The organism is Thiomicrorhabdus sp. 6S3-12, assembly GCF_017571475.1.
Taxonomy (GTDB): Bacteria; Pseudomonadota; Gammaproteobacteria; order Thiomicrospirales; family Thiomicrospiraceae; genus Thiomicrorhabdus.
In genome coordinates this window covers 116,996-138,740 of the sequence record NZ_JAGETW010000001.1, presented here as the reverse complement: position 1 = coordinate 138,740, position 21,745 = coordinate 116,996, and the positions used below count along the sequence as shown (strand labels likewise).

Annotated in this window: 20 protein-coding genes and 2 tRNA genes; 15 read left to right on the top strand and 7 right to left on the bottom strand. The window is 44.8% G+C overall.

Annotated elements, in window-relative coordinates; genetic code table 11:
- Positions 1 to 89 precede the first annotated feature (89 nt).
- The 5 genes from J3999_RS00680 to yajC all read right to left on the bottom strand — a co-directional run bounded on the left by J3999_RS00680 (position 90) and on the right by yajC (position 4,438).
- A complete protein-coding gene (locus J3999_RS00680) occupies positions 90 to 401 on the bottom strand; it encodes an acyl-CoA-binding protein (RefSeq protein WP_208125975.1) in 312 nt (103 codons plus the stop codon).
- Between the two features lie 8 nt (positions 402 to 409).
- On the bottom strand, positions 410 to 997 hold the full coding sequence (locus tag J3999_RS00675) for a hypothetical protein (RefSeq protein WP_208125973.1): 588 nt from the start codon (positions 995 to 997) through the stop codon (positions 410 to 412).
- A 97-nt stretch (positions 998 to 1,094) separates the two neighbouring features.
- Positions 1,095 to 2,114, bottom strand: coding sequence for a protein translocase subunit SecF (gene secF, locus J3999_RS00670; RefSeq protein ID WP_208125971.1), 1,020 nt, complete (start codon positions 2,112 to 2,114; stop codon positions 1,095 to 1,097).
- 9 nt (positions 2,115 to 2,123) lie between these two features.
- Entirely contained in the window at positions 2,124 to 4,007 is a 1,884-nt protein-coding gene (secD, locus tag J3999_RS00665; RefSeq protein WP_208125969.1) for a protein translocase subunit SecD, read from the bottom strand.
- Positions 4,008 to 4,102: 95 nt separating this feature from the next.
- Positions 4,103 to 4,438, bottom strand: a complete 336-nt coding sequence (gene yajC, locus J3999_RS00660) for a preprotein translocase subunit YajC (RefSeq protein WP_208125966.1) — start codon at positions 4,436 to 4,438, stop codon at positions 4,103 to 4,105.
- Positions 4,439 to 4,819: 381 nt separating this feature from the next.
- Between yajC and J3999_RS00655 the strand changes: the two genes are divergently transcribed.
- Positions 4,820 to 6,007, top strand: coding sequence for a YeeE/YedE thiosulfate transporter family protein (locus J3999_RS00655; RefSeq protein ID WP_208125965.1), 1,188 nt, complete (start codon positions 4,820 to 4,822; stop codon positions 6,005 to 6,007).
- 49 nt (positions 6,008 to 6,056) lie between these two features.
- Here the strand turns inward: J3999_RS00655 and tgt are convergent, their stop codons facing one another.
- Both tgt and queA read right to left on the bottom strand, forming a co-directional pair.
- Complete coding sequence (gene tgt, locus J3999_RS00650; RefSeq protein WP_208125964.1) at positions 6,057 to 7,190, bottom strand: tRNA guanosine(34) transglycosylase Tgt; 1,134 nt, start codon at positions 7,188 to 7,190, stop codon at positions 6,057 to 6,059.
- 17 nt (positions 7,191 to 7,207) lie between these two features.
- Complete coding sequence (gene queA, locus J3999_RS00645) at positions 7,208 to 8,257, bottom strand: tRNA preQ1(34) S-adenosylmethionine ribosyltransferase-isomerase QueA (RefSeq protein WP_208125963.1); 1,050 nt, start codon at positions 8,255 to 8,257, stop codon at positions 7,208 to 7,210.
- 210 nt (positions 8,258 to 8,467) lie between these two features.
- On the opposite strand from queA, the gene J3999_RS00640 reads away from it, so the two are divergent.
- From J3999_RS00640 to J3999_RS00575, 14 genes are all read left to right on the top strand, one after another.
- A tRNA-Leu gene (locus J3999_RS00640) sits at positions 8,468 to 8,554 on the top strand.
- Between the two features lie 15 nt (positions 8,555 to 8,569).
- Positions 8,570 to 8,646 (top strand) — tRNA-Val (locus tag J3999_RS00635).
- Positions 8,647 to 8,898: 252 nt separating this feature from the next.
- Positions 8,899 to 10,080, top strand: coding sequence for a nucleotide sugar dehydrogenase (locus J3999_RS00630; protein ID WP_208125962.1), 1,182 nt, complete (start codon positions 8,899 to 8,901; stop codon positions 10,078 to 10,080).
- Positions 10,081 to 10,082: 2 nt separating this feature from the next.
- Entirely contained in the window at positions 10,083 to 11,081 is a 999-nt protein-coding gene (locus tag J3999_RS00625; protein ID WP_208125961.1) for an NAD-dependent epimerase, read from the top strand.
- Entirely contained in the window at positions 11,078 to 12,073 is a 996-nt protein-coding gene (galE, locus tag J3999_RS00620; RefSeq protein WP_208125960.1) for a UDP-glucose 4-epimerase GalE, read from the top strand. Before J3999_RS00625 ends, galE begins: the two co-directional genes overlap by 4 nt.
- A gap of 162 nt (positions 12,074 to 12,235) precedes the next feature.
- Positions 12,236 to 13,378 carry a dTDP-glucose 4,6-dehydratase gene (gene rfbB, locus J3999_RS00615; protein ID WP_208125958.1) on the top strand — a complete coding sequence of 381 codons (1,143 nt, stop codon included), beginning with the start codon at positions 12,236 to 12,238 and terminating at the stop codon, positions 13,376 to 13,378.
- A 9-nt stretch (positions 13,379 to 13,387) separates the two neighbouring features.
- On the top strand, positions 13,388 to 14,275 hold the full coding sequence (gene rfbA, locus J3999_RS00610; RefSeq protein ID WP_208125956.1) for a glucose-1-phosphate thymidylyltransferase RfbA: 888 nt from the start codon (positions 13,388 to 13,390) through the stop codon (positions 14,273 to 14,275).
- Entirely contained in the window at positions 14,275 to 14,850 is a 576-nt protein-coding gene (gene rfbC, locus J3999_RS00605) for a dTDP-4-dehydrorhamnose 3,5-epimerase (RefSeq protein ID WP_208125954.1), read from the top strand. The genes rfbA and rfbC overlap by 1 nt, the downstream gene beginning before the upstream one ends.
- A complete protein-coding gene (gene rfbD / locus J3999_RS00600) occupies positions 14,828 to 15,775 on the top strand; it encodes a dTDP-4-dehydrorhamnose reductase (protein WP_371811825.1) in 948 nt (315 codons plus the stop codon). The genes rfbC and rfbD overlap by 23 nt, the downstream gene beginning before the upstream one ends.
- A complete protein-coding gene (locus J3999_RS00595) occupies positions 15,759 to 17,570 on the top strand; it encodes an ABC transporter ATP-binding protein (protein ID WP_208125949.1) in 1,812 nt (603 codons plus the stop codon). The genes rfbD and J3999_RS00595 overlap by 17 nt, the downstream gene beginning before the upstream one ends.
- A complete protein-coding gene (locus J3999_RS00590) occupies positions 17,563 to 19,176 on the top strand; it encodes an aldolase catalytic domain-containing protein (protein WP_243755216.1) in 1,614 nt (537 codons plus the stop codon). Before J3999_RS00595 ends, J3999_RS00590 begins: the two co-directional genes overlap by 8 nt.
- Positions 19,176 to 19,877 carry a cytidylyltransferase domain-containing protein gene (locus J3999_RS00585; RefSeq protein ID WP_208125946.1) on the top strand — a complete coding sequence of 234 codons (702 nt, stop codon included), beginning with the start codon at positions 19,176 to 19,178 and terminating at the stop codon, positions 19,875 to 19,877. Before J3999_RS00590 ends, J3999_RS00585 begins: the two co-directional genes overlap by 1 nt.
- A complete protein-coding gene (locus J3999_RS00580; protein WP_208125945.1) occupies positions 19,874 to 20,527 on the top strand; it encodes an HAD family hydrolase in 654 nt (217 codons plus the stop codon). Before J3999_RS00585 ends, J3999_RS00580 begins: the two co-directional genes overlap by 4 nt.
- On the top strand, positions 20,524 to 21,729 hold the full coding sequence (locus J3999_RS00575; RefSeq protein ID WP_208125944.1) for a hypothetical protein: 1,206 nt from the start codon (positions 20,524 to 20,526) through the stop codon (positions 21,727 to 21,729). Before J3999_RS00580 ends, J3999_RS00575 begins: the two co-directional genes overlap by 4 nt.
- The last annotated feature ends 16 nt before the right edge of the window (positions 21,730 to 21,745 follow it).

The window sequence follows — 21,745 nt, the reverse complement described above, 5'->3', positions numbered from 1 at the left end:
CAAAGAGCGGTATTATACAAGCGCGCGCGCGCGAACTCAAAAACTCCGCAGGTAATAACGATTATTTTGTCAATCCGCTTGCAGGCGGCTTAAGCGGCGGTCGTTTCGATGGCTTGAGTCAGCTCTTGATTGACTCTCATCAGTTCTTGGATAAAGAGCGTTTCGGCATCTTCCTGCGGCATGCCTTTTAGCTCGTGCCAGACGTCGAATTTGTGGCGTTCAAAACACTCTTTGCGGCTCGGCCGTGAGCCGATGCAGTCGCCGATTGTCGCTTGCCGATACAGGGCGCTTAACAGACACTCTTCGGCATAAGGGAAGCTTTGGCTTTGCGAAGTAAGCGCGTAAAGGTCGTTATAGAGTTCCAGCGCTTCGCTGAGATTTTGCGGTTGAATTGTGCTCATGTGTTCTCCTAGCTTAGTTGCGCGATTTGCAGACGCTGGAATTTTCTGCGTTGCCAGTAGAGAAAACTTTGCATCACCCAGTAGAGGAAGATCGCGGTGGTATAAAGCATAATCAGCGGAAGTCCGGTTTTCTGCAAGGCACCAAACGCAAGAACTAAAGCACCGACGACGGCTCCCCGACGCAAGGCGTAGAGAAGCATGAAGCGTTGCCACAAAGGCGGCTGAACAGTGTGCAAAGGTGTGCAGACAGAACGGGTAATCCAGTATTCGAGGCCGGTGAACAGTAGAAGCGGGATCAGGTTAAACCAGAGGTTGTCGGTAAAAAGTTGCAGGATAAATGGAAACCACAATAGAGCGCTTAGGGCCAGAAGCGGGTTAAGCCAGAGTCGTTCGCGCCAGAAGGCTTTTTCGTAAGTGCTGATTTTAGGTTGGAAACTTTTACGGGTGAAGTTGGATTTGGCTTTAAGCTGTTTTCCGCTTTTGGCGGTGTCGTCGGCAGTGCTCGATTTTAATTGAGGGTCTGCCTCGACCTGAGCGGCAAATTTCTGCGCCAGCGTTTTGGCGTCCTGCAGTTTCTGTAAACTTGTTGAGTCCATAGAGATAGAGTGACTGTTTTCTGATTTCCCAATAAAAAAAGCGGCTATATAGCCGCTTTAATTTACTCTGTTTTGCTCACGAGAGCCATAGATTTTTTTACTCGTCTTCTTTAATCCCTTTAGAGGCCAGTTTCGCTTCGCGTTTGGCTTCCTGTTCCAGGAATAAGCGCTGCAATTCGGCTTCTTCGGATTCCGTATTGCGATCTTCTTTCGGAGCCTTCATCAGGTCTTCTTTGGATACGCCGAGTATCAAGGCGATCGCGGAGGCGACGTAGGTTGACGAGTAGGTACCGACTACAACACCGACAATCAGAGCCGCAGCAAAACCGTGAATCACTTCACCACCTAGGAAGAATAGTGCCAGCAGAACCACCAAAGTGGTCAGGGAGGTCATAATGGTTCGTGAAAGCATCTGGTTGACGGCGATATTGGTCACCTCCACCGGATCCGCCTCGCGCATGGTGCGGAAGTTTTCGCGGACACGGTCAAACACAACGATGGTATCGTTGAGTGAGTAACCGATAACTGCAAGAATGGCCGCTACGACGGTCAGATCGAACTGCATCTGCGTCCAGGCAAAAACACCGAGGGTAATGACAACATCATGTACCAATGCGGCGACCGAGCCCAGAGAGAAGCGCCATTCGAATCGTAAGGCTACGTAAATCAGAACCCCGAAAAGCGCATAAAGAACCGCCAGAGCACCGTCTTCAGTCAGTTCGTCACCGACCTGAGGGCCGACAAACTCGACACGGCGCAATTCGATCGGATCCGCACTTGCTGCACGCAGAGCATCCATGACCTGATTGCTCAGTTGCGCCGAGTTCATGCCTTCGCGCGGCGCGATACGGATCAGTACGTCTTCCGCGGCGCCGAAGTGTTGCGCAACCGCTTCGTCAAAGCCGGCGTTTGCCAAATCGTTACGCAATACCGTCAGATCGACCGGTTTCTGATAAGAAACCTCGATCAGGGTTCCGCCGGTAAAGTCGATACCGAAGTTCAGGCCTTTCATCCACAGGCCGCCAAGGGAGGCGATAATCATCACCGCGGAGAGCAGCATTGCCAGAAAGCGCTGCCCCATAAAGTTAATCATTTTTGTTTCAGTCGCTGTACTCATATCGAATCCCTAAATAGACAGTTTCTCAACACGCTTGTTGCCGTAGTACCAGTTGATAATGGCGCGTGTGCCTAGAATCGCGGTGAACATCGAAGTGATGATCCCGATCGACAGCGTAATCGCGAAGCCTTTGATCGGTCCGGTTCCGAAACTGAACAGAACGATCGCCGCCAGCAGGGTGGTGATATTGGCGTCGGCGATGGTAACAAAGGCTTTTTCGTAACCGGAGTAGATGGCGTTCTGGATCGAACCGTTCTTGAGCTCCTCGCGGATGCGTTCGAAGATCAGTACGTTGGCATCCACGGCCATACCGACGGTCAGCACGATACCGGCAATCCCCGGCAATGTCAGGGTTGCCTGCAGCATAGACAGTACTGCAACGATAACAATCAGGTTCAGCGTCAGAGCCACGTTGGCGATCATTCCGAAGAATTTATAGCGCCAGACCATCAGAATCAGGACCAGTATGAAGCCGACGACGACTGACATGAAGCCCTGGTTGATATTATCCTGTCCAAGACTTGGCCCTACGGTACGCTCTTCGACGATCTCCATCGGCGCTGCTAGTGCACCGGCACGCAGTAGGAGTGCCAGGTCCTGTGCTTCCTGAGGCGAGTCCAGACCGGTAATCTGGAAACGGTCGGCAAACTGTCCGCGGATGACGGCGGCATTAATCACGTCTTTGGTGGTAATGCGTTTTTTGACTTTTTTGCCGTCAATCTCTTCGGTCTCGACACGGTTCTCGATATACAGTACCGCCATGCGATTACCGACATTCTGCTTGGTGGTCGCCAGCATCTTACGACCGCCGGCACCGTCCAGCGTCACGCTGACCATTGGTGAGCCTTGCTGCGGGTCGATACTTGACTGCGCGTTGATGACGTTTTCACCGGAAACGATAATCTGACGCTGTAACAGAATCGGACGGCCATCGCGGAAATGTTCCAGAGATGCGTTGTTCGGCGCAAATCCGGTTTTTTCCGCGCGCAACGGATCACCTTTTTCATCCACTAAGCGGAATTCAAGGGTTGCAGTGGCGCCAAGAATTTCCTTGGCACGTGCTGTGTCCTGAACCCCAGGAAGCTGCACGACGATGCGGCGATCACCTTGCTGTTGGATAACCGGTTCGGCGACACCCAGCTCGTTGATACGGTTACGCAGGGTGGTGATGTTCTGCTGCAGGGCGTATTTTTGCGTTTCGGCAATGGCCTTGTCCGTCAAACGCAGAGTGACACGCGGTTTTGCGGTCGTTTCGTCGGTCGTGACGATAAAGCGGTCGGCAAATTCGTTTTGCAACAGCTCGGCGCCGCTCTGGAAATATTCCGTTGAAGCAAACGCGATTTCAATCTGGGTTTTTTCGGCTTCGAACGGCAGGTAGCGTACGCGCTCTTCACGCAGGCGGCCTTTAATTTCGTCCACACTGCGCTGATAGGCTTTCTCAACCGCCGCTTCCATATCCACATCCATCAGGAAGTGGACACCGCCTCGCAGATCAAGCCCGAGATACATCGGCTGTCCGCCCATACCGCTTAACCATGCCGGTGTTGCCGGAGCCAGGTTAAGTGCGACCACGGCGGAACGGCCAAGCGCCTCTTTAAGGAGTGATTTGGCTTTGAGCTGGTCTTCGGTGTTTTTGAAACGGATCAGGAATTTGCCGTTTTCAAATTCGGACGATTTCACCGCCAGATTGGCATTTTCGAGAATGCCGGCGACCTGCGTTCGAGTCTGTTCGTTAAATTCCACGGATTTGGCCGGAGATACCTGTACCGCCGGGTTGTCGCCGAAAATGTTCGGCATGGCGTAGAGAATACCGATAACGGTAACCACCACCAGCAGCAGATATTTCCATGCCGGATATTGGTTGCTGATGATTTTCTGTTGCGTTTGAAACATAAAATTATTTTCCAGATAGTTGCTGGCAGCCCGCAAAAATAACTGCCCTAGAAACAACAAAAGGGGCCAATGCCCCTTGTTCTATTTGCGCTGGTTTATTCGCTACCTTCGCGCATAGTGCCCTTCGGAAGAAGGCGTGCGATGTTTTGGCGTTCAACCTTAACAGTCACGTTATCTGCGATTTCCAGATCGCAGAAGCTGTCGTTGATGTCGCGGATTTTACCAAGCAGACCGCCGTAGGTGACCACTTCGTCGCCTTTTTTCAGCGATTCAACCAGGTTTTTATGTTCTTTTACTTTCTTCTGCTGTGGACGGATCAACAAGAAGTAGAAGACCACGAATAGTAGAATTAATGGAATCAGGCCTTCCCAGCCGCCGCCTTGTGCTGCTGCAGTTCCTTCCGCCATCGCATCACTGATAAAAAAGCTCATAGATCACTCCTAATGTCTTTTAAAAGATAAACCGCTGTATTTTGGCACAGCTTTATTAAAAAATCCTCAAAATCTGAACTTTTTGCTCAATTCGTCTGGGTAAGCCCGATTGATGGAATTTTCTTTATACTAATGCCGGGCGGATAAGGGATTGAAGATTTGCCTGATAGAGAGTGAAGCAACTTCGAGATGGAGAGTCTTTATCGTGCGGCGGAAGTTTGTCCAAAAGAAGCCATGAATCCGGTTATCCCGTCATCTAAAATTTCAATCACAAATTTGGCTTATCGGAAGTTATTTAAAAAACTAATCAGGTAAAATAATCTTGTGTTTTGCAGGGTTATTCTGCAAGAAGAGAAGCAGTTTTTGTGGGGTGAGACTAGCGTGCGAATTAAAGTTACCAGGCAGACCGTTTTTGTCAGTGCGATGCTATTAGCGCTGGTTTGGCTGATGTTGAATGCTGTCCAACCGCAAATGCTGGCGCTGGGGATTTTGCTGGGTGTAGTTTTTCAGTTTTTCAGCTTCGGATTCGCCAATTTTTGGCGTCAGACTTTGGTGGAAAGCAGGACTCTCGGTATGCGTTCACATCTGTTGCTTCTGGGGTTTGGCGGCGTGCTTTTCTTTCCGGCTCTGGCTTTGCTGCCGGCACAGGGCGTCGAGGTTTCCGGTGCAATCCGTCCTCTGGGAATGAATGTGCTGATCGGAGCTTTTCTGTTCGGTCTCGGGATGGCGCTGGTTGGCAGCTGTTCCTCCGGTACTTTGCGCCATATGGGATCCTTGAACGGGCGTTTCTATCTGGTGTTTTTATGGATGGTTGTCGGCGGAACGCTCGCAGCGTCACAGGCGGATTTTTGGCTTGATATGCCGGTTTGGGGCTCTTTTTCTGCAGCCGTAGATCTGCCTTGGTATTTGGGGTTGGCATTGCACCTAGCTGTTATTTTTGCTCTCTATAAACTGTTGCTGTACCGCGAGCAGAAAAGGTTTGGTGTTGCTGATCCACTGTTTTTCCGCAGGTCACCGCTTATGCTGGCGGTGCTGTTGCTGGCGGTACTGAATTTTCTGATTTTATTAAGCAGTCAAGCGCCTTGGGCGGTCAGTTGGATTTTTCCGAAGCTTGGTATTCTAGGTATTCAAACGCTTTCTTTGCCGGTTGAATGGGAGTTCTGGGCGTTCAGTGCGCAGAACGAAACTGCGCTCTCCAAAAGTTTGCTGGATGACGGGATTGTTCTGACCAGTGTCGGGATGTTGATCGGTGTCAGTCTGGCGTTTGCACTGCAGGGCGGGCTGTATAAAGATCAGGTGAAAGACGATGAGCTGCTGATTGAAGAGGTTAAACGGCCGTTTGCCGAACCTTTTGCCAAGTTAGGAAGAGGAGTCAAGGATTCCGCAATGGGCGCCTTGATGGGGTACGGTGCGGTAACCGCTTACGGATGTAATGTCGGCGGGTTTTTCAGTGCCATCGTATCCGGCAGTCTGCATGGCTGGTTGTGGATGTTGGCTGCCTTGACCGGGATGAGTGTTGCACTGTTTTTATCGAGGGTCATGAACGCTCTGCGCTTTGCTGATCGCTAATTCGGAGAGTGCAGGCCGCTAAGGGCCTGAACTTCCATGGGACGAGCCTTTATTCGCCGGCTTCCAACGGCTGAAGCGGAGGAACCGGCTGGCCGATACCGTCGTAGAATTCTTGTACGAAATCGTCCAGCCTGTTCTCGGCAATCGCTGCGCGCAGACCTTTCATCAGATCCTGATAGTAGGTCAGGTTGTGGATGGTGTTCAAACGTGCGCCCTGAATTTCACGGCACTTGTCCAGATGATGCAGGTAGGCACGGCTGTAGTTGCGACAGGTGTAACAGTTGCATTCTTTATCCAGCGGCTCAAGGCTGGTTTTATGTTTGGCATTGCGGATCCTGACTACGCCTTCACGGGTGAAGAGGAAGCCGTTACGCGCATTACGGGTCGGCATGACACAGTCGAACATGTCGATCCCGCGGCGTACCGCCTCGACAATGTCTTCCGGTTTGCCGACGCCCATCAGGTAGCGCGGCTTGTCTGTTGGCATATGCGGCTCGGTATAGTCCAGCGTCGCCATCATCTCTTCTTTCGGTTCGCCGACCGACAGGCCTCCGATCGCATAACCGTCGAAGCCGATCTCCTTTAGGCCGTCAATCGAGACTTTGCGCAGATCTTCATACATACCGCCCTGTACAATCCCGAAGAGTGCGGACGGATTATCTCCGTGCGCGTCCTTGGAGCGTTTGGCCCAGCGCAGAGACATCTCCATCGATTCACGTGCTACCTGATGGCTGGCCGGGTAAGGGGTGCATTCGTCGAAGATCATTACGATGTCGGAGCCGAGCTTGCGTTGAACTTCCATTGACTCTTCCGGACCCATAAAGATTTTTTCGCCATTTACCGGGCTTTGGAAGGTAACGCCTTCTTCTTTGATTTTACGCATCTGCCCGAGGCTGAATACCTGAAAGCCGCCGGAGTCGGTCAGAATAGGACCTTCCCAGTGCGTGAAGTCATGCAGGTCGCCGTGCAATTCAATAATGTCGGTACCCGGACGCAACGCCAGATGGAAGGTGTTACCGAGGATGATTTGTGCACCGGTTTCGGCAACCTCTTCCGGAGTCATACCTTTAACCGAACCGTAGGTTCCAACAGGCATAAAGGCCGGCGTTTCCACGATTCCGCGCTTAAATTTCAAACGTCCGCGACGGGCGCGACCATCGGTATTATCTAGTTCAAATTCCATTATTTGTTCTTCTTCTATTATTCCTGCGGAAATACCAGCATGGCATCCCCATAACTGAAAAAACGGTATTGCTGTGCGACTGCGTGGCGGTAAGCGCTCATAGTCTGCTCGTATCCTGCCAGCGCCGAGACCAGCATAATCAGAGTCGATTCCGGCAGGTGGAAGTTGGTCAGCAGAACGTCCACTACCTGAAATTGATAGCCAGGGGTGATAAAGATATCGGTTTCCCCATGGTAGGGTTGCAGTTTTTCCGCACTGAATTTGGCGGCACTTTCCAGACTGCGAACCGAAGTGGTGCCGACGGCGATGACTCGACCGCCTCTAGCCTTGCACTGTTCAATTTGTTCGATTAAAGGGGCGTCCACTTCCAGGTATTCCGAGTGCATGACATGTTCGGAGATATCGTCGACCTGAACCGGTTTAAAGGTGCCGGCACCGACATGCAGTGTAACGAATCCGATGTCGGCACCTTTGTTTTTGATCGCCTGCATGATGTCGTTGTCGAAGTGCAGGCCGGCCGTGGGAGCGGCGACGGCGCCGGGTTTTTCCGAATAAACCGTCTGATAGCGTTCCTTGTCTTCGGCGGAATCTTCCTGTCCTTCCTGCTGGCGCTCGATATATGGCGGTAGCGGCATATGGCCGTGGGCTTCGATCAGTTCCAGAGCGGTTTGGCTGTTATTAACGACCTTGATGACAAACAGGGCCTCTTCGCGACCAATGACTTCCACATCAAAGGCATTTTCAATATTCAATACCGTGCCGGGTTTCGGTGAGCGGCTTGAGCGGATATGCGTCAATATGGTTGTGTCGTCGATAATACGCTCGATCAGCAGTTCGATTTTGCCTCCGGTTGCCTTGTGACCGAACAGGCGAGCCGGAATGACGCGAGTGTTATTAAAGACCAGCAGATCGTCAGCTTGAATGAAATCGAGAATGTCCGGAAAGCGGGCGTCTTTTACTGTGCCGTCACCCTGTAAAACCAGTAATCGGCTGTCACGTCGCTCTTTGGCGGGTTGCTGGGCAATCAACGCTTCGGGAAGATCGAAATAAAAGTCTTGTCGTTTCACGGGATAATTTCTCGGTGCCGGCTGTTCGGAAAGGGGCGCTATTTTCGCCGATTGCCCCTTTGTTTTCAAGCGCTTAACGGAGCGAGTGGGCTGCAGCGCTTTGTTTAGCCTATTCTTCCTGTGAACGGCCACTTAACTAAAATAGTGAAAAGTTCACTTAATCGCTTGACAGTATGGTGAGGGCTGATTAAAATACGCGCCACAATTCGTGCCAGAGTGATGAAATTGGTAGACATGAGGGATTCAAAATCCCTTGGTGGCAACACCGTGTCGGTTCGAGTCCGACCTCTGGTACCATACAATTCTATATATACGACCGTAGCTCAGCTGGTTAGAGCACCACCTTGACATGGTGGGGGTCGGTGGTTCGAATCCACTCGGTCGTACCAATTACTTTTCTTCAAGTAATTATTTGCATAATCTCCTCTAAATAACCTATTTTTTCGATAATTCCTGCGTTGTTATTTGCATTGCTGTCGCGCCTTGGCTAATATTCGTCTCTAATTTTGAAACTTTTTTCAGGTGAGTGAAGAAACGGTTGTCAGTAATTTCTGTTTCGGATCGTCACGCCTTTGTCATTTAATGATTTTAAAATGGCAAGATTGTATTTAGATTTGGATTAATTCAGTTAAAGAGTGTTTATGAAAATTGCAGTTGCGGGAACCGGGTATGTCGGTTTGTCTTTGGCGGTGTTGCTGGCTCAGCATCATGAAGTAATGGCTTTGGACATCGTGCCGGAAAAAATCGATCTGTTAAATAAAAAACAGTCACCGATTGTCGATGATGAGATTTCTGATTTTCTTGCCAATAAACCGCTGAATTTTACGGCAACTTTGGATAAAGAACTGGCCTATAAAGAGGCGGAATTTGTCGTTATTGCCACTCCGACCGATTATGATACCGAAACCAATACGTTTAACACCAAATCAGTCGAAGCTGTGATTGCCGATGTGCTGGCGATTAATCCAAGTGCGGTAATGGTGATTAAATCGACTATTCCGGTTGGTTATACCGACTCCGTTAAAGCCAAGTTTAATTGCGATAATATTCTGTTTTCACCTGAATTCCTTAGAGAAGGAAAGGCGCTGTACGATAACCTCTACCCGTCGCGTATTATTGTTGGTGAAAAATCCGAGCGCGCGCAGGCTTTTGCTGATCTTCTCGTGGAAGGGGCGGCTAAACCGGCGAGTGAAATCCCGGTTCTCTTTACCGATGCGACTGAGGCCGAAGCGGTTAAGCTTTTCTCAAATACTTATCTGGCGATGCGCGTCTCTTACTTTAACGAATTGGATACCTATTGTGAAACGCATGGCTTAAGCACTAAGCAGGTCATTGAAGGGGTGGGGCTTGATCCGCGTATCGGCGATCACTATAACAACCCGTCTTTCGGTTATGGTGGCTATTGTCTGCCTAAAGATACTAAGCAGCTGCTGGCCAACTATCAGGATGTCCCGCAGAACCTGATTGCTGCAATTGTCGATGCCAATACCACGCGTAAAGACTTTATTGCCGATCAGATTATTAAGCGTAATCCGGAAGTTGTCGGTGTTTACCGCCTGATTATGAAACAGGGTTCGGATAACTTCCGCGCGTCTGCGATCCAGGGCATTATGAAACGCATTAAGGCTAAAGGGATTGAAGTGGTTATCTATGAGCCGGTGCTAACCGAGCAGGGCGAAAGTGAGTTTTTCCATTCGAAGGTGATTACCGATATGGCTGAATTCAAGGCTATGAGCGATGTGATTGTTGCCAATCGTCTGGTTGATGAAATTCAGGATGTTTCGGACAAGGTTTATACCCGCGACCTGTTTGGGAAGGATTAAAAATGGCGAAGGTATTAGTGACCGGCGGAGCCGGCTTTATCGGTTTTTTCCTGACTCAGCAGTTACTGAGCCGTGGTGACCAGGTTGTCGGTATCGACAACCTTAACGACTACTATGATCCGCAACTAAAGCATGATCGGCTGGCTGAATTAGCGAAACATTCACATGCGGCCAATTACCGCTTTATTGAGTTGGACTTGGCGGATCGCAGCGGGATTGAAACTTTGTTTGCCGAACAGCAGTTTGACGTGGTCGTGAATCTGGGAGCTCAGGCTGGTGTGCGCTATTCGATTGATAATCCGCACGCCTATGTAGATTCCAACCTGGTCGGTTTTGTGAATATTCTTGAGGGTTGTCGTCACTCCAAGGTAAAGCATATGGTCTATGCCAGTTCCAGTTCAGTATATGGCATGAATACCAAACAGCCTTTTAGTACCGATGATCGTGTTGATTTTCCAATCAGTCTGTATGCGGCGACCAAGAAGTCCAATGAGCTGATGGCTCACACCTATAGCCACCTGTATGGAATCCCTACTACCGGTTTGCGTTTCTTCACTGTTTACGGGCCTTTCGGACGTCCGGATATGGCGTATTTCAAATTCACCAAAGCGATTCTCGAGGGCAAAGCAATAGACGTTTATAACAACGGTGAAATGCAGCGCGACTTTACCTATATCGACGATATTGTTGAAGGCGTGATCCGCGTCATGGATCGCATTCCTGAACCGCAAGTTTCCGAAATTACCAATGCCAAAGCGCCCTATAAGGTCTATAACATCGGTAACCACCAGCCGGTTACGCTTCGCCGTTTTATTACAGCCATCGAAGATGCCTGCGGGAAAAAGGCTAAAGAAAATCTTTTGCCTATGCAAGCCGGGGATGTACCGATTACCTACGCCGATGTGGATGATCTGATCGCAGACACCGGCTTCAAACCAAGTACTTCGATTGAGGACGGGATTGGTAAATTTGTTGAATGGTATAAAAGGTATTATCAGTGAGGGTTTTAGTCGTTGGTGGTGCTGGTTATATTGGTTCTCATATGGCTAAGATGCTTGTAAAGAGCGGGCATGAAGTAACAGTTTTCGATAACCTGACAACAGGCTTTCTTCGGTCTGTTAAATATGGTCGGCTTGTCGAGGGTGACTTGGATGACATGAAATTATTAGAAATGCTCTTTGTTGAAAATCATTTTGATGGAGTGATGCATTTTGCTGCCAACAGCCTTGTGGGTGAGTCAATAACAAATCCTGCGAAGTATTATCGTAATAATGTTGGTAATACAATTAATTTATTGGATGTTATGGTACGCCACAAGGTAAAAAGTTTTATCTTTTCGTCAACGGCTGCAACATTTGGTGAACCTGAATATGTACCAATTGATGAAAAGCATCCGCAAAACCCTATAAACCCCTATGGCTCAAGTAAGTTAATGGTAGAACGTATTTTGCAGGACTACGCTAAAGCTTACGGGCTAAACTCAGTGTGTTTGCGTTATTTCAATGCTTGTGGCGCTGATCCTGAAGGTGAAATTGGTGAGTGTCATGACCCAGAAACTCATCTTATTCCACTTGTTTTGCAAGCTGCATCAGGCCGCAGGGAGTCTATTACTGTATTCGGTCAAGATTATCCAACTAAGGATGGAACTTGTATTCGAGACTATATCCATATTAGTGACTTATGTTCAGCGCACTCTCTAGCTTTGGATTATGTCCTGTCAGGAAAAGGGCAGGGAGCCTTGATGTTCAATTTGGGTAATGGATCGGGGTTTTCTGTACGGCAAGTAATCGATATGGTGAATAAAGTTGTGGCTGAAGATGGCTGTAGTTTTAATGTGGAATACGGTGCACGGAGAATAGGAGATCCTGCGGTATTGATTGCAGATTCGACTAGGGCGAAAGATCAATTGGGCTGGAGCCCTGTGTTTGATAGCTTAGAGGTTATCGTTCGTCACGCTTGGGAATGGGAAAAAAAATTAGCGAAATTAAATTAAAAAGAGCTGGAGGTTAATAACGCCTTAATGAACGGTCTGTAAAAATAAAATGAATGTGATATATGAAATCATAATGCTCAATATTTCCAATGCATTGTTGTCGTTGAAGGTCATGTGATAGCAAGGTAGGACTCCTTTAAATAAAAGCTCAAAAACTAAAAAATGAAAAAAAACAGTTCATCTTTCAATATTCTAGTTACAGGCGGCGCCGGCTTTATCGGTTCGGCAGTGGTGCGCCATCTGATTAACGATACAGCGCATTCAGTCGTGAATGTCGATAAGTTGACCTATGCCGGGAATCTAGAGTCTCTGACATCGTTAAGAGATCACCCGCGTTATGCGTTTGAACAGGTGGATATCTGTGATGCGGTGGAATTGAAACGCGTTTTCAATGAACATCGGCCGGATGTCGTTATGCATCTGGCGGCGGAATCGCATGTCGATCGCTCGATCGATGGGCCGGGCGAATTTATCCAAACCAATATTGTCGGAACCTATACGCTTTTGGAGCAGGCGAGGGCTTATTGGAGCAGTTTAGAAGGTGACAAAAAAGCGGCTTTCCGTTTTCATCATATCTCGACAGATGAAGTTTATGGCGATCTTCCGCATCCGGACGAAGCGGGAAGAGGTGATAATCTTCCGTTGTTCACAGAGTCGACTGCTTATGCGCCAAGTTCGCCTTATTCTGCCTCCAAGGCCGGTTCCGACCACTTGGTTCGTGCATGGCAGAGAACTTATGGCTTACCGACATTGGTGACCAATTGTTCGAATAACTACGGGCCTTATCACTTTCCGGAAAAATTGATTCCTTTGGTTATCTTGAACGCCTTGGAAGGTAAGCCGTTACCGGTGTATGGTAAAGGTAATCAAATCCGAGACTGGTTATTTGTCGAAGATCATGCTAGAGCTCTGGTTGTGGTTGCGACTCAAGGTAGAATTGGTGAAACCTACAATATCGGTGGGCATAACGAAAAACAAAATATTGAAGTCGTGAAAACCATTTGTTCCGTGTTGGAGGAATTGTCTCCATCGGAAAATAATCCAAATATCGATACCTACTCCTGTGAGCCGGGTAATGCCGACAGCTATGTAGCATTGATCAAATATGTACAGGATCGTCCTGGCCATGACATGCGCTATGCCATTGATGCCGGAAAGATCGAACGTGAATTGGGCTGGAAGCCTCAGGAGACCTTTGAATCGGGTATTCGTAAAACTGTACAGTGGTATTTGGATAATGTGGCTTGGTGTCGGCGTGTACAGGACGGTAGTTATCAGCGCGAGCGATTAGGAACCCAAAAGTAAGAGAAAGTTATGAAAGGCATTATTTTAGCAGGCGGATCGGGCACGCGTTTGTACCCTTTGACACGTGGAGTTTCAAAGCAACTGGTTCCACTGTATGACAAGCCTATGATCTATTACCCGCTCTCAGTATTGATGCTTGCAGGGATACGTGAGATTTTGATTATTACCACGCCGGAAGATCAATCCAGTTTTCAACGTTTGTTGGGGGACGGCTCGGAGCTGGGGTTGGTATTTGAATATGTTATTCAGCCCTCACCCGATGGTTTGGCTCAAGCTTTTATTCTGGGTAAAGAATTTGTCGGTAATGATGATGTTTGCTTAATTTTGGGGGATAACATTTATTATGGGCATAACTTGACCGGTTTACTGAAATCCGCAGTGGCGAATGCGAAAGATGAAGGTAAGGCGACTGTTTTCGGTTATCACGTCCATGATCCTGAGCGCTATGGGGTGGCAGGGTTTGATGATCAAGGTAATGTGGTTTCTCTTGAGGAAAAACCAAAAATTCCAAAATCCAACTATGCTGTTACAGGTCTATATTTTTATCCAAATGATGTCGTTAGTAAAGCGGAGGAAGTCAAGCCTTCTGATCGGGGTGAGTTGGAAATTACGACTATTAATCAAATGTATCTTGAAGAGGAGCGCTTAAAACTGGAAACCATGGGACGGGGTTATGCTTGGTTGGATACCGGTACCCATGAAAGTTTACTTGAGGCTTCAACTTTTATTGAAACCATCGAAAAACGTCAGGGTTTGAAAGTTGCTTGCCTGGAAGAGATCGCTTTTGAAATGGGTTACATTAGCCAAGAGCAACTGGTTAAATTGGCCGAACCACTCAAGAAAAACCAATACGGACAGTATTTGTTAAAACGTGCTGAAGAGGGGGTTATTGGTTAATGGAGTTTCTTAGACAGTACATTCCTGAAGTGTTTTTGATTAAACCTAGAGTCTTTGGGGATGATCGAGGCTATTTCTTGGAAACCTTTCGCCAGGATGAATTTGAAGAAGCGATCGGTTATAAGGTTGATTTTTGCCAGGACAATGAATCCAAATCTTCTAAAGGGGTTGTAAGGGGGTTGCATTTCCAGTTACCTCCTTACGCGCAAAGCAAGTTAGTTCGAGTGATTGACGGCAGAGTAATGGATGTGGCTGTAGATATCCGACAAGGCAGTCCGACCTTTGGTCAATATGTAGCGTATGAACTCAGTGCTGAAAATAAGCATCAGTTGTTTGTGCCTAGAGGTTTTGCGCATGGTTTTGTTGTATTGAGTGATACAGCAATTTTTGCATATAAGGTAGATAATTATTACTCGCCGGATCATGATCGTGGACTGGCATTTGATGACCCAAGTTTGAATATAGATTGGAAACTGCCAGTAGAATATTTAAAGCTTTCCGATAAGGATAAGAAGCAACCAGTTTTAGAAATGTTGGATAGCGGCTTTAAATATGGGGTCAACTACTATGCTTAAGTCGGTGCTAGTAGCCGGTAAGAGCGGCCAATTGGGTCAATCCATTCACAAAATCGCTTCAGCTTATCCACAGTTCGAGTTTATCTTTACTGGTCGTGAGGAATTGGATTTTTCTAGCGCTGAATCAATGACGACGTTTTTTAGAGATAAGCATTTTGATGTCATTATTAACTGTATCGCCTATACATCAGTTGATCAAGCTGAGTCCGACCCAGCGTTAGCAGATCAGGTTAACCATCTAGCGGTAAAAAAGTTGGCCGAGTTAGCTAAGGCACAATGTGCTTTTTTAATTCATGTTAGTACGGATTATGTATTTAATGGTCAAAACTTTAAACCTTATATCGAAAATAACCCTGTCGATCCACTAGGGGTTTATGGTCATTCTAAATTGAAAGGCGAGAGGGCTGTGCAGGCGGTAAATCCTCATGGGTGTATTATTCGTACTAGCTGGCTTTATTCGGAATTCGGCAATAACTTTGTCAAAACCATGTTGCGGTTAGGCCAAGCTCGAGACAGTCTGGATGTGATATTTGATCAGGTAGGTAGCCCCACTTATGCCGAGGATTTGGCGAGAATGATCTTGAGGGTTGCACACGTCATTGTTGTAGAGGCAAGGCAATCTATTCAATTAGAAGACGATAGCTGCAATCAGCGTTTAGTAGATGTTTACCACTTTAGTAATGAAGGTGTTTGTTCTTGGTATGATTTTGCTAAAGCGATTTTTGAACTTTCAGGTACTCAATGTAGCGTTATGCCAATTGAAACTAAGGATTATCCAGTACCTGCAACACGGCCGCACTACAGCGTAATGAATAAAGCTAAAATCAAACAAGCTTTTGCGTTAGATATCCCTTATTGGAGGGATTCGCTCCGCTCTTGTTTAAATCAAATAGAACAAAACGATAATTATGATAAAGCTGATTAAAGAACTTTTTAGCCTTTTAACACCGGGTCAAAGACGAAGGTTTTATGTTTTGCAAATTCTTGTAGTCTTAATGGCTATATTTGAGCTTGTAGGCATTGCGTCGATCGCGCCTTTCATGGCTATAGTTTCTGATCCTGCAGTGATTGAATCAAATCATTTTTTGAATCAACTGTATTTTTTGACTGGTTTTACCGAATATTCTGAGTTCTTGTTCTTTATAGGTGTATTGGTTTTAAGTACATTGATTTTAGCTGCCTTTGTGTCCATGTTTACTATTTGGCGGTTGTCGTTGTTTGGGACAAAAGTGGGTACGGAGATTGCGGATAGGCTTTATGCTCACTATTTACACCAAGACTGGCTGTTTCACGCCAGTGGAAGTAGTGCTCAACTTACAAAGCAAGTAGCGACAGAAGCAGTCAGGGTCACAGAAGGGGTGATTCAGCCTCTGGTGCAAATGAATGCCAAAATCATCCTCTCCATAATGATTTCGGCAGCCATCATTCTTTACAATCCTATTGTTGCTCTGACAGGGTTGGTTATCTTTGCTATAGCTTATGTCCTGTTGTTTAAAATTGTAAGAAAAAAGCTACAAAAAAATGGCTCCTTAATTTCTAGTGTAATGACGCATCGTTATAGGCTTATGAATGAAGGTTTTGGTGGTATAAAGGATGTTCTTTTACTAGGGCGTAATAGCGATTTTATCAACCGCTTTGAAAAAAGTGGGCAAACATTCGCGTTGGCTAGGGGGAGTAATTTGGCAATTTCACAAGTTCCCCGATACCTGATTGAATTAATTGCTTTTGGTAGTATTATCGGATTAGTTCTATCTTTATTAACGTTCAATTCACAAGATATTTCAGTAGTTCTTCCTATACTTTCTGTTTATGCGCTAGCAGGTTTTAAATTGTTACCCGCTCTTCAGCAAATATATTCAAGCCTCTCTCTCGTTAAAGGGAATATTTCGTCTTTCGAGTCGATTCGAGAAGATTTGCAAGCAAGTCAAAAGCAATATGAATCTACAAATAAATTGATTTGCAATAGTACGCCACAGGAGCGCTTATCAGTTAATCAACGAATTTCTTTAGAAAAAGTAACCTTTACCTATCCTGGAAAGCATCGACCTGCTGTAGATGCGCTGACATTAGATATAGCTGCCAACAGTATAGTGGGAGTAGTAGGGCCATCCGGTTCAGGAAAATCCACTGTAATCGATATATTACTAGGGTTAATTGATCCGCAAAAAGGGTTGTTATTAGTTGATGATGTGCCAATTACTAAAGAAAACCGACGAGCTTGGCAAAATATTATTGGCTTTGTTCCCCAGAGTATTTTTTTAAGTGAAGGCTCGATTGCCGAGAATGTCGCTTTTGGAATACCCGAAAAAGAGATTGATTTAAAGCAAGTTGGTGAAGCGTTAAAGCTGGCACATTTAGATGAACTTGTGCAAACACTTGAAAATGGAGTTCATACCAAGGTAGGTGAACGAGGGGTTCAGTTATCAGGTGGGCAGCGTCAGCGTATAGGCATTGCGAGAGCGCTCTATCATGAAGCCGATGTTTTAGTCTTTGATGAAGCAACTAGTGCATTGGATGGTATTACTGAGAAAATGATTATGGACGCTATCCACGATTTTGGTGGTCGTAAAACTATTATTATGATCGCTCATCGGTTAAAAACGGTTCAAAAGTGTGACCAGATCTATATGATTGAGCAGGGAAAAGTGTCTGCACAAGGTTCGTATGAACAGCTTTTAAACTCCAATGAACTCTTCAAGAAAATGGCAAGTCATGCGTGATTCTATTAAGTTGCTCGATTGTACTTTGCGTGATGGTGGCTATTACAACAGCTGGGATTTTGACACAAAGCTTGTGCAAGATTATTTGCTGGCGATGGATGCTCTGAACGTTGATTTTGTTGAAATCGGTTTTCGTAGCTTAAACAACAATGGTTTTAAGGGTGGATGTGCCTATAGTACAGATGCGTTTTTAAACAGCCTCGCTATTCCATCTGGCTTGGTTAATAAAGTCGGTGTGATGGTTAACGGTTCTGAATTGGTTTCAGCTCAAGAGAGTTCCTTAGCGAAGCTGTTTTCATCCAAAGACAAATCTCCAGTTTCTCTGGTTCGAATAGCTTGTCATGTGCATGAGTTTGAAACATGTTTGCCTGCAGCTTCTTGGTTAAAAAATCAAGGATATTTAGTTGGGTTTAATCTTATGCAAGTCGCAGAGCAAACGCTTGAAGAGATTACTCAGTTGGCAAATAAGGCTAATGAATTTCCAATTGATGCACTGTACTTTGCCGATTCAATGGGGAGCCTTAACCCGAATCAAATATCTGAAATCACAAATGCGTTTAAAAAAGGTTGGGCAGGTGATTTAGGCATCCATACTCATGACAATATGGGGCAAGCTATCTCTAACAGTATAAGAGCAGTGGAAGCAGGGGTTACTTGGGTTGACAGCACTGTGACCGGAATGGGGCGAGGTTCGGGGAATGCCCAAACTGAATATTTGTCAATGGCTCTCGAGCCTTATCGAAAAGATAAAGGAAATCCGACAAAATTATTTGAGTTGATCAGGAAATATTTTAAACCTATGCAGGCCAATTATGGTTGGGGGACCAATCCTTATTATTATATGGCGGGGAGATTTGGTATTCATCCAACGTATATCCAAGAAATGCTACAAGATTCTCGTTACAGTGATGAAGACATACTTGCTGTCATTGAGCACCTTAAAATAGAAGGGGGTAAAAAATTTAGTCTGAATACCCTTGAGTCTGCAAGGCACTTCTATTATGGTGAGCCGCGAGGTAAGTGGAAGCCTGCGGATATCATGCAGGATCGTGATGTGTTGATTATTGGAACTGGTCCCGGCGTTGGTAAGTATCAACAAGCAATTGAAGAGTTTATTAAAAGATATAAGCCTTATGTTATTGCGTTAAATACACAGAAAAACATTTGTGAAGACCTGATTGATGCGCGAGCTGCTTGCCATCCTGTTCGCCTACTTGCGGATTGTCAGGAACACTTGAAGTTGCCACAGCCTTTGATTACCCCTGCTTCAATGTTGCCAATAGATGTCAAGCAAGCATTTCAAAATAAAAAGCTTCTTGATTTTGGAATTGCTTTAAATGAAAAGGGATTTGAATTCCATGCTTATGATGCTGAGTTGCCAAGCTCTTTAGTTATTGCTTATGTTTTGGCTGTTGTTACCAGTGGCAGGGCTGAAAGGGTTTTTTTAGCAGGTTTTGATGGTTATCCAGCCGGTGATTCCCGAAATAACGAGATAGCACAAACATTTCGACAGTATCAATGGCATACAGAGAGCAAAAAGTTAATAAGTTTGACTCCAACCAGTTATGAACAGCTTACTCAGCAGTCAGTTTATGGAATGATTTAATGAATAAAAAAATATCAGTTTTTTTACCTCTTCGTAGTGGTAGTCAGAGGGTGAAAAATAAAAATACCCGTCCATTTTTACAAAATGGAAAAAGTATTTTTCAATTAAAAATGTGTCAACTCATTGAGTTGACAGATTACATTGATGAAATAATCATTTCTACAAATGATTCAGATGTTATTCAACAAGCTCAAGAGTTTTTGAATAGCAAAGTCAAATTAATTGAGCGTCCTGAGTATCTATGCTTGAGTACAACTAAGGTTGTTGATCTAATTAATTATGTGCCGACAGTGATAGCCAGTGATCATGTTTTTTGGTTGCATGCGACGGCTCCATTTGTCGATGCAGAAGACTATTTGAGCGCAATTAAGCTTTATTCTGAAAAAGTATTGAATGGAAATCATGACTCATTAATGAGTGTGAATAAGCTTCAGCAGTTTATTTGGAGTGACCAGGAAAAAAGAGTTATTAATGTTGATAGGTCTATTAATCCTTGGCCTAATACTCAAGATTTAGAGCCTTTGTTCGAAATTAATCATGCTTTCTATATTTCTAGTAGAGATAATTATCTTCAATTTAATGATCGAATTGGTCAGAACCCATGTTTATTTGAAACAACTTCCGTAAAAAAAATAGATATTGATTGGCCTGATGACTTTGAATTAGCCGTAAAAATTGCGAGTACAATGGATTTGAAATGAATTCTATCGAAAAATACCAGAATCTTATTTTTGATTGTGATGGAGTCGTTTTGAATTCAAATAAAATCAAAACTGAAGCATTTTACAATGTGGCAAAAGTATACGGTCACGAAGCTGCAAACGCTTTAGTTGACTACCATGTTCAAAATGGTGGGGTTTCTCGTTATAGGAAATTTACATATTTGATTACGGAAATTTTAAAGAAACCAATGGATGAGATTGAGTTGAAAGCTTTGTTGGATCATTTTGCCTTAGAAGTTAAAAAAGCGTTAATGACGTGTCAAGTTGCTGAAGGTCTTTCTGAGTTACGTGAAAGGACTAAGGATGCCAAATGGTTTATCGTCTCAGGAGGTGATCAATCGGAATTGCGGGAAGTTTTTGCTGCAAGAGGGTTGGGCTGTTATTTTAATGGGGGGATTTTTGGGAGTCCTGATACCAAGGATGAGATTCTTTCTAGAGAGATGAATAGCGCGAATATTGTCATGCCCGCACTATTTATAGGTGATAGTAAATATGACCACATTGCAGCAAGAGAGGCTAATTTAGATTTTTTATTTGTTTCTGGTTGGAGTGAGTTTGAAGGCTATGAAAATTATTGTAATCTTAATGGTTTGACAAAAATTAAAAGTTTAAAAGAATTGTTGCTATGAGTGCATATTGCAAATATAGATTGCTGAAAAAAAAATTAAACTTTAATGAGTATAAAGGAAAGCCTCTCGGAGATCTTGTTGGATTTTTTATAGCCGATTATGTGTATAACGTTAAGCCTTCGTTTAATGTGTGGAGAAAAGTTAAGTATCTTATAAGAATGTTTTTTCTGATACCCTCGTTAAAAGCAGATGGTAAGAGAAGTGATGTTTTATATGTCTATTCTGTAGATCGAAAAGATCATGTTGAGCTTGGTGAACTGTACTTAAAACAGTTGAATTTAGGTGCAGATGAGGCTTTTTTGGGTTCTTCGAAAGTAATAAAGAAATTACGGTTTTCAATTGTGCTGGTTTTGAAGTCATATTTGTTAACGGCTAAATTAAAACTTGCTTCTCAGGATAGACTGTTTGCGGTGGCATGGATCTATCACCAGATTTCTTTTTTTTTAGAAAATGAAGAATTTGTTAAAAGTTATAAAAAGCTTCTAAGTTATAACTCCGGCTATGGTTATGAGAATTCTATTTCATGGCTTTTTAAAATATTAAATAGAAAAGTATATTCATTGCAGCATGGGATGTATTTTGAATACAAAAACTCAATACCATTTGATGTTATCAACTATGAAAATTTGGCGTGTGACGTTTTTTTTGCGTGGGGACGCTTTACCGAAAATCAGATTGAAAATAAAAAGCCAGTAGATGTAAAGGTTGAGATTATAGGGAATCCAAGATATTGTGAGACTGAAAATATTATAAATAAAGGTAGTGGAAATGTGGTTTTGGTTTCTATGCCTCGTGACCTTTATAGCAAAGAATATAATTCTTTGCTGAAAATATTAATGTCAGAGCGATTTAATTCATATGATTTTTTAATAAAATCACACCCGTTTACTGAGGTCGATTCTCTCAGAGAGGAATATGGAAAATCTAATTTATTTTTCTTAGAGTCTAAAATGGCTATAAAAGATTTAATAAATCATTATGTCCCTAGATATTGCATTGGATTTAATACAACTGTGTTGTTTGAATGCGCCTGGTATGGGCTGGACGTAGGACAATTTATCACGGGAAATGATGAATTTTTAGATGTGGGTTTTCATCAATTTTCAAGTTGCAATGAACTTGCGAGCTTTTTGGCAACTGAGGAGTTTAAGCCTCTTGAGGAAAAATATTATTTCGATTCTTGTATAACTTATGAGGTTTAAGGTTGTTGGTTAAGAG

Coding starts and splice junctions, on each gene's coding strand:
- J3999_RS00680 (WP_208125975.1), bottom strand. CDS start 401: ATGAGCACAATTCAACCGCAAAATCTCAGCGAAGCGCTGGAACTCTAT.
- J3999_RS00675 (WP_208125973.1), bottom strand. CDS start 997: ATGGACTCAACAAGTTTACAGAAACTGCAGGACGCCAAAACGCTGGCG.
- secF (WP_208125971.1), bottom strand. CDS start 2,114: ATGAGTACAGCGACTGAAACAAAAATGATTAACTTTATGGGGCAGCGC.
- secD (WP_208125969.1), bottom strand. CDS start 4,007: ATGTTTCAAACGCAACAGAAAATCATCAGCAACCAATATCCGGCATGG.
- yajC (WP_208125966.1), bottom strand. CDS start 4,438: ATGAGCTTTTTTATCAGTGATGCGATGGCGGAAGGAACTGCAGCAGCA.
- tgt (WP_208125964.1), bottom strand. CDS start 7,190: ATGGAATTTGAACTAGATAATACCGATGGTCGCGCCCGTCGCGGACGT.
- J3999_RS00630 (WP_208125962.1), top strand. CDS start 8,899: ATGAAAATTGCAGTTGCGGGAACCGGGTATGTCGGTTTGTCTTTGGCG.
- J3999_RS00625 (WP_208125961.1), top strand. CDS start 10,083: ATGGCGAAGGTATTAGTGACCGGCGGAGCCGGCTTTATCGGTTTTTTC.
- rfbB (WP_208125958.1), top strand. CDS start 12,236: ATGAAAAAAAACAGTTCATCTTTCAATATTCTAGTTACAGGCGGCGCC.
- rfbA (WP_208125956.1), top strand. CDS start 13,388: ATGAAAGGCATTATTTTAGCAGGCGGATCGGGCACGCGTTTGTACCCT.
- rfbC (WP_208125954.1), top strand. CDS start 14,275: ATGGAGTTTCTTAGACAGTACATTCCTGAAGTGTTTTTGATTAAACCT.
- rfbD (WP_371811825.1), top strand. CDS start 14,828: ATGGGGTCAACTACTATGCTTAAGTCGGTGCTAGTAGCCGGTAAGAGC.
- J3999_RS00595 (WP_208125949.1), top strand. CDS start 15,759: ATGATAAAGCTGATTAAAGAACTTTTTAGCCTTTTAACACCGGGTCAA.
- J3999_RS00590 (WP_243755216.1), top strand. CDS start 17,563: ATGCGTGATTCTATTAAGTTGCTCGATTGTACTTTGCGTGATGGTGGC.
- J3999_RS00585 (WP_208125946.1), top strand. CDS start 19,176: ATGAATAAAAAAATATCAGTTTTTTTACCTCTTCGTAGTGGTAGTCAG.
- J3999_RS00580 (WP_208125945.1), top strand. CDS start 19,874: ATGAATTCTATCGAAAAATACCAGAATCTTATTTTTGATTGTGATGGA.
- J3999_RS00575 (WP_208125944.1), top strand. CDS start 20,524: ATGAGTGCATATTGCAAATATAGATTGCTGAAAAAAAAATTAAACTTT.